This is a genomic window from Flavobacterium sp. (assembly GCF_036515215.1).
Classification (GTDB): domain Bacteria; phylum Bacteroidota; class Bacteroidia; order Flavobacteriales; family Flavobacteriaceae; genus Flavobacterium.
Window position 1 is genome coordinate 1 of record NZ_DATBVQ010000037.1, and the last position, 7,836, is coordinate 7,836.

The 7,836-nt window shown below is 39.0% G+C and carries 4 protein-coding genes; 2 read left to right on the forward strand and 2 right to left on the reverse strand.

The genetic code is table 11. From position 1 onward, the window contains the following. Positions 1–91: 91 nt before the first annotated feature. Positions 92–988: a 1-aminocyclopropane-1-carboxylate deaminase/D-cysteine desulfhydrase gene (locus tag VIH09_RS02875; protein WP_331577684.1), complete on the reverse strand. Its 897-nt coding sequence runs from the start codon at positions 986–988 to the stop codon at positions 92–94. A gap of 239 nt (positions 989–1,227) precedes the next feature. Then, complete coding sequence (locus VIH09_RS02880) at positions 1,228–1,563, reverse strand: hypothetical protein (RefSeq protein WP_331577686.1); 336 nt, start codon at positions 1,561–1,563, stop codon at positions 1,228–1,230. 316 nt (positions 1,564–1,879) lie between these two features. Between VIH09_RS02880 and VIH09_RS02885 the strand changes: the two genes are divergently transcribed. Both VIH09_RS02885 and VIH09_RS02890 read left to right on the forward strand, forming a co-directional pair. Next, entirely contained in the window at positions 1,880–6,781 is a 4,902-nt protein-coding gene (locus VIH09_RS02885; RefSeq protein ID WP_331577688.1) for a LamG-like jellyroll fold domain-containing protein, read from the forward strand. 567 nt (positions 6,782–7,348) lie between these two features. Beyond that, positions 7,349–7,836: hypothetical protein (locus VIH09_RS02890; RefSeq protein ID WP_331577690.1), on the forward strand; the 488-nt coding region annotated here is incomplete at its 3' end.

Sequence of the window (7,836 nt, forward strand, 5' to 3'; positions counted from 1 at the left end):
TACTGGAGGTGCTGCTTTTGTGGTGACAATCACGGGTTTTGTAGCGTTGCAACTTACCAGCAACACCGCCGTAAGAATGAGTAGGATTTTTTTAAACATGTATATCTATTATTGGTAATTGTTTGTTTTTCAATTTCATATTCATTCCTTTGATTCCTTGAATTCCGCCGGTATGGATCAATAAAATTTTTGAATGGGCCGGAAAATAATCCTTATCTATCATATCTATAACGCCAAAAACCATCTTCGCAGTATAAATCGGGTCCAAAGGAATTTTATTTTTATCATAAAACTGGTTGATAAAAGCAATTAAATCGGGATTCACTTTCCCATATCCGCCAAAATGATAGGCCGTTATAAGCTCCCAATTTTCATTTTGGACAAAAATACGAATTTCATCTTTTAAAAAATCACCTTTTAAAGCAGGAAATCCTAAAACTTTTTGATGGGGCAAAGCGCTGTTTATAATTCCTGCAATGGTTCCACCGGTTCCTACCGAACAACAAACAAAATCGAAATCGGAGTCTTCCTCAGTAAGAATTTCTTGGCAGCCTTTTATGGCCAACTCATTGGTTCCGCCTTCTGGGATAAGATAAAAGTCCCCGAATTGCTTTTCCAAGTTTTCCAGAAATGAAGTTTCGTTTTTTAAACGGTATTCTTCCCTGGAAACGAATTCCAATTGCATTCCGCAATTTTGAGCAAAAAGAAGAGTGGGGTTTTCGGAAATTTTATCGCGCAATTCGTCTCCGCGGATAATCCCAATGGTTTTGAATCCCTTCTCTTTTCCCGCAAATGCCACTGCGGCAATATGATTGGAATAGGCGCCTCCAAAAGTGAGCAGCGTTTCGTTCTGTTCCTCTTTTGCCTGAAGCAAATTATATTTTAGCTTTCTGAACTTATTTCCTGATATGAATGGATGTATCAGATCTTCACGTTTGATTGAAACGGTGATGGAATTGGGGAATTCTATAATAAGTTTTTGATTCAAATGAAGTGATTTTTGACAAAGGTAAAATTTATACCCAACAAATAAACGAAAACGCTATAGGATGCAATATTATCTCACATTTTCGGGCTAAAAGTCGCTTTTTGCTGCCCTTTTCTTCCCAATAGCATTCTTTTATCCGGCATCAATTCGACAATTTAAACGAATCGCTCCTGAAACCGGCCTGACACAAGAAGCTGAAATAATCGTGATTCTTTTGTCAGAAATCAAAACATTACGATTTAGCCCTGTTTTATGTACTTTATAAAACCGAAAAAACTCCTCCTGTCCAGATAGGCCGCATCCGATTCGTTATGATAAGCTTCCCTTTCAAAACTGATGTTTCTATAGGCTAAATCCCTGTTTCTATATTGGACTAAACGAATGAAATATTCCAAAAAATAGAGCAGAAAAAAAGGAAACACCAATAATTCCAACTGCTGGCGCAAATGGATTTTTTCATGATTGACAAAAACCACATTTTCTTTGTCGGCTCTATATTTTACAAAGACAAAAGGGAAGGCCGTCAATCCGCGGTAACCTTTTGGAATTAAATATTTAGTGACAATTAGAAACATTGGTATTAAAATATATTGAATAGCGAAAGTACTAAAAAAACAAACCCTTTGAAACTGAAAGAATATTAAAAAAACAGCCTTTCCTATCCTCACTAAAACTGACGGACGATGGTCTTTTTTTAGTTACTTCTTACTCCATAAAATTCCTTAAACTAAGGAGATACAAAACAAATCTCGAAAAGCCGCATCTCTTTATCGATTAAAAATGCATTCCAACGACTATTTGTGCCGTTTGTCGTTTTTTTTTGTCACATCAACGATAACTGAATACTTTTCCTTCAATTATACCAAAACCCCAATTTAACCCATACCTACTTTGAATCAAAAATACTTATTCGAAAACACTGATAATCTTAAGTTTGACCTAAATTATTACGATAATTCAGCCTCCGTTAGTGTAAAAAAGAACCAGTATAAAACCCACCCTATAATTTCGTTTTTTGGTTTATTCCTGATGTTATTATTGGGAGTGAATATCAATGCGCAATCAACTGCTGTATTTACGGCTAATGGAACATGGACTTGCCCGGCTAATGTTACTTCGATAACTGTGGAGGCTTGGGGAGCTGGTGCCGGAGGAAAAAGAGGAGCCGGCCCTAAAGGGTTTAGTGGTGGTGGTGGTGGTGGTGGTGCCTATGCCAGGTTGAATACGGTTACAGTTATACCCGGAACTACATACACCCTCACAGTTGGCGGCGTAAGCGGATATGACACTTCAGGTAATCCTTCAACTGCAACATTTGGAACAAATACTATTACAGCCGCGGGCGGCTCGACAGGAGGTCCCAATAGTCTAAATGCGCCTGGAGGTGCCGGAGGTACAGTGGCTGCAAGTAGTGGAGATGTACGATTTCCTGGTGGAGATGGAGGCAGTGGCGTTGGGGCTATTGGCGGAAATGGTACAGGAAGCGGTGGAGGTGGAGGTAGCGGTGCAGGAAATACTGGCAATGGTAATTATGGATCTACGGCACAGTCTAATTTGATTGGAGGCGCAGGAGGCGCTGCAGTTAATAATTTTGGTGGAGCAGGAGGAAAAGGAGGGGATGATAATACCACCGGTGGAACTGCATCTGGCACGGGTTATGGAGGTGGTGGTGGTGGCGCTGGCTATTGGGGAGGTCAAGGCTTTGGCGTACTAGGTGGTCCAGGTCAGCATGGGGCCATAATTATTACATATATACTACCAAACGGTCCCGGAGGAGTAACGAATAATTTACAGTTATGGCTGCGCTCCGATTTACTTGATGGAACAACAACAGTAGCGGACAATTCCGACGTTACAACATGGTATACCCAAGCCCTAGGAAGTAATGCCACAAAGCCAGCTTCAACTGACGCTCCAAAGTATAAAAATAATTCTGGTGCAAATATAAATTTTAACGCTGTAGTAGACTTCACAAATGACTATAATTCCCAATCTCAAGTATTTACTGATGCTGATGCATCAAGACAATATTTAAAAGGCCCCACTGGATTTTACAGTCAGGATCTTTTTGTAGTACTGATTCCAGACATCCCTGTCACAAATGGTTTAAATGCAATGGATATCTTTTGTGGCGATAAAAATGTGGGCACTCAAGAAACGGATGCGACAGGTATTGGCTATGGGAAATACACAAATAGAATAAATGATGAAGTTTTAACTTATGCTTTAGGCACTTCCACTGGGCTGGGTAATGGATATGGAGTTGCAGATAAGACAACGCCTTATTACAGTTCTCCAGGTATTATAAATGCAAGAAATAATTCTGGCGTAACGGCACAAGAACTATACTTTAACGGAAATAACGTAGGTAACTTTACATCTGATGCTTCCAAGTTTACCAATATCTCCAATAGCCAATACTGGATTGGTCGAAGCGAGGGATGGACAGGAAGTCTTGATGGAAGAGTCGCTGAAGTAATCACCTACAGTTCAAGAACCACTGACACACAAAGGAGTAACATTCGAAGCTATTTGGCCATAAAATATGGTATAACACTGGGGGCTAATGGTGTTTCCACAAACTACACCAACTCGGCAGGAACTGCCATTTGGGATGCTGCAGCAACCGGATATAATTACGACATTGCCGGAATCGGCAGGGATGATATTACAAAATTGACGCAAAAACAATCTAAAAGTATCAATACAACTGATGATATTACTATAGGTTTAGGAACAATTGCAGCAACAAATACGGCAAATACAAACAACTTTGATACTGACAAAAAATTCTTAGTATGGGGGAATAATCATGCCACATTGGATGCACAATCTACCGTAGTCAATTTAAGTTCAGGGATAACAATACCAAATCCATTAGTAACAGACGTTAGCTTCAAAAAAATAAATAGAATTTGGAAAGTGCTAGCAACGGGTGGAGATATTCCTTCTTGTAAAATATCAATTCCTACAACTATGCTTGCTACTACCAATACACCAGCGGTAACTCCGGGAGATTATATGATGTTCATATCAAACTCTTCTACTTTTGATGCCACTTCCGAGGCTCGAATCATGACGGTAAATGAGTCAAATCTTGAAACTGATTATAACTTTACGGGAACTAAATACATTACTTTTGGTTTTGCACCAGAGAAAACTTTTGAACGATGCATCCAATTTGATGGTATTAATGATTATCTGGATTCCGGAGATGTATTAAATCTAAACACTTCTTTTACCGTTTCGGCATGGGTGAACAGAAACGGAACAAACCAAACCATACTTTCAAAAAGGAACAACTCCTTTACACAAGGATACGATTTAAGCATTAATAGCTCTGGAAAAGCTGAAATGAGTTGGTACGTCGGTGGAGCAAAAAAAACGATCACTTCCAATGCGGAAATTCCGCCAGCAATATGGCATCATGTGGGGGTGACTTTTGATGGTACAACTGCTAAAATGTATATAGACGGCGTGAATTATAAAGTTGAAGATTTAGATGGAGCACCAACAGCCACAACAGACTCCTTCCTGATTGGCGCGGCGGACGGTATTCCTAAAAGCTCTTTTTTCAAAGGTTCTATTGACGAAGTCCGCATTTGGAAAGTAGCGCTTACCGATGCCCAATTTCGTTACGTGATGAACCAGGAAATAGTAAACAACGCCAACTTGACTAACGGAGTTGTCGTTCCAAATACGATCACCTTAAATGACATTAGTAGTATTGCATGGACAAACCTTTCGGCTTATTATCCCATGTCTACCTATTCCTTTACTAATGCCAAAGATAAATCCAGTTTTGGTTTAACGGCAGCATTGAAAAATATTAACACTGTTGACTTGCAAACGGCTCCGCTGCCCTATGAGTCAGATACCGCGGGAAATTGGGACACTGCGGGAATCTGGAAAAATAACACATTACAGGATCTACCTTATAGTAGCTCGATAGAAGCCCCTCCATCTGGTCTACCGCCACCTGGTCTGTCACCAAGTGGTTTATCGCACACAATTGATTGGAATATAGTGAGAATTAAAAATTCGTCTACGGTAACTTCCATCGGCAACAAAAAAGTTTTAGGTTTAATTGTTGAGACCGGAAGTACAATAAAAGCGACAACAGCAGGAGGATTGCAAACAGACGGCTCTAAAATCGAAGTTACCCATTACTTGAAATTAGATGGGAAGATCGATTTGGTGGGAAGATCTCAATTGGTGCAAACCGAAGGCAGCGACTTAGACCCAAGCAGTTCGGGCTCATTAGAAAGAGACCAACAAGGACAGTCGAACAAATATAATTACAACTATTGGAGTTCCCCAGTGGGAACCATTAACACCTCCACAAACAATAAAGCGTACACTGTAGGAGGCGTATTGAGAGACGGTACTGATCCAGCTTTTCCGGGAATGATAACTTGGATTAATGGTTATGATGGCAAAACTTCTCCGTTTAGTTTAGCACGTTATTGGATTTTTAAATTCGACAATTTAGCTAATAATTATTCAAATTGGACTCAAATAGGTGAAACTGGTACTTTACAAGCAGGAAAAGGATTTACACTTAAAGGATCCGGAACTTCAGGAACTCAAAACTTAACCTTTGTAGGCAAACCAAATAATGGTACAATAACAAATACAGTAAGTTCCGATCAATTATTGCTTGTAGGTAATCCTTATCCATCAGCGCTTGACGCAGACAAATTTATTGATGACAATATTGATTCTATAGAAACATCAACTACAGATCCAGCGATAGATGGCGCACTGTATTTCTGGGAACATTACTCTACCAACAGCACGCACAATCTAAAGGGGTATCAAGGCGGATATGGAATCTATAATAAATCCGGAGGAGTTGCACCTAGTTCAATCGGGGTAGACTATATAAGCGGCACTGGGACCACCTCAAAACTGGCTCCGAAAAGATATATTCCAGTGGGACAAGGTTTCTTCGTTGTTGGGAATGCGACGGGCGGGCCGGTAACTTTCAAAAACAGCCAAAGAGAGTATATTAAGGAGGATAATACCAGCTTTTCGCAAACAACTTACAAAATACCTGAAACCCAAAAAACATCCACACATTGGACAGATCACGGCGATACATTCATACCGGAAGACGCACACAAAAAAGTTCGTTTAGGTCTCAGTTTTTATAACGATAGCTTCCATAGGCAGGTCTTGTTGGCATTTATGGATGAAAAAGCAAATAGCGAAATGAATGCGGGTTATGACGCATTCAATATTGATGACTCTCCAAGCGATATGTACCTGTTGAACGGCGAAAATGAATTAGCCATTCAAGGGGAAGGTTATTTTAATAAAGATGCCGCCTACCCCGTTGGGGTTCGATCGAAAGCCGCCGGAAAAGTATCATTTGTTTTAGACGGCTTAGAAAATTTTGAAGAAAATCAAGCTGTTTTCATATATGACAAATCGGATGACAGCTATCATGACATAAAAGAGAGTTTATTTGAGGTAGAGGTACCCCAAGGAGCTATTGAAGACCGTTTCTATCTTCGTTTCAATTCAACAACCAAAACATTGGGAACGGACACTTTCGAAGTTTCTGATGGCGTAATTGTTATTGTCAACCAAAAGGTAACGGTTAGTTCTTCAAATGAACAGATTAAAAATATTGACGTATTTGATATGTCGGGCAGGAAAATAGACAGTTATAAGAAGGTGAATTCCGCTCAATTTACATTGAATCATCTCAACAAAACTTCGGCAGGCCTAATTGTGAAAATCACTTTAGACAACGATGCCGTTGTTTCTAAAAAAATAATATACTAAATAAAAAGATCAATAGTAAAAGCCACTCCTAACCGAGTGGTTTTTTTATGGGAATTTTAAAGTGACACTGATGCCATTGAAACAATTTTAATCTTTTCAATAACAGGGAACAATTCATTCATGCCGATTCCAGAAACTGCCGTTTTTTATGTCCACAAAAACAGAGCTACTTATTTCCGATCAAGCATTCAGTTCCAATAAGAAGGATCTACCATTTCTAAAATCGTACACTTAATACTCCTAAATTAATTCGCTGCAACAAAAAAATTAAGCGGCAATTTAGAGTTGATAAATGGGCTGTTGTTACAACCGAATACCCAAAAAAATCAATAAGAATAATTAAAAAATAAATCAATACAGGCCAATATTTCTACTGCGCCAATGAAGACTTTCAAGAAGCGCCCCATTTTGCAACATTTTCAACAAAAAAACACATTCGCTTCATTATCATCGACTAAAAATACAAAAACACGATAAAACGCATAAAAAATTTAACAAATATGATCGAAAATGTGATTTCATAACAAAAAAAATATTATTTTTGCCGGGTAAATACCACACAGCCCCATGGAAGAACACTACTTATTAGAAAATACTGGTTCTCTGAAATTTACGGCCAACCTTGATTCAATTTCTTCCATAATTATTGCAAAAAAGGAATATCATAAAATCCCATCCATAATTACTTTTTTAATTTTGCTGATGGTGCTATTCATTGGAAATAATATGAATGGGCAGACGACAATTTTTGGTTCTGGTTTCGAAACTGGCGATGCTACCTTCATTTCTTTTCCAGGAGCGAATACAACTATCAACCAACCGACTAGTGCACAGCCTAGAGCTGGAGCAAAATCTTGCGAAATATTTGCGAGTAAAAGTAATAGTCTTACAGCTAATATTATCACTTCCACTCAAATTACATTTGTATCTGGGAGATATTATACCATCAGCGTTTGGGCTAAAGCGTACGGCACAGTAGGTTCCACATTGAAAATTAAAAAATCAGCCGGAGCAACAAGTGCTGATATGGACAATGCCACGGGAGGTGATCTTAT

Excerpts from the sequence above, each read along its gene's own strand:
- VIH09_RS02880 (WP_331577686.1), bottom strand. The coding sequence starts at position 1,563 with ATGTTTCTAATTGTCACTAAATATTTAATTCCAAAAGGTTACCGCGGA.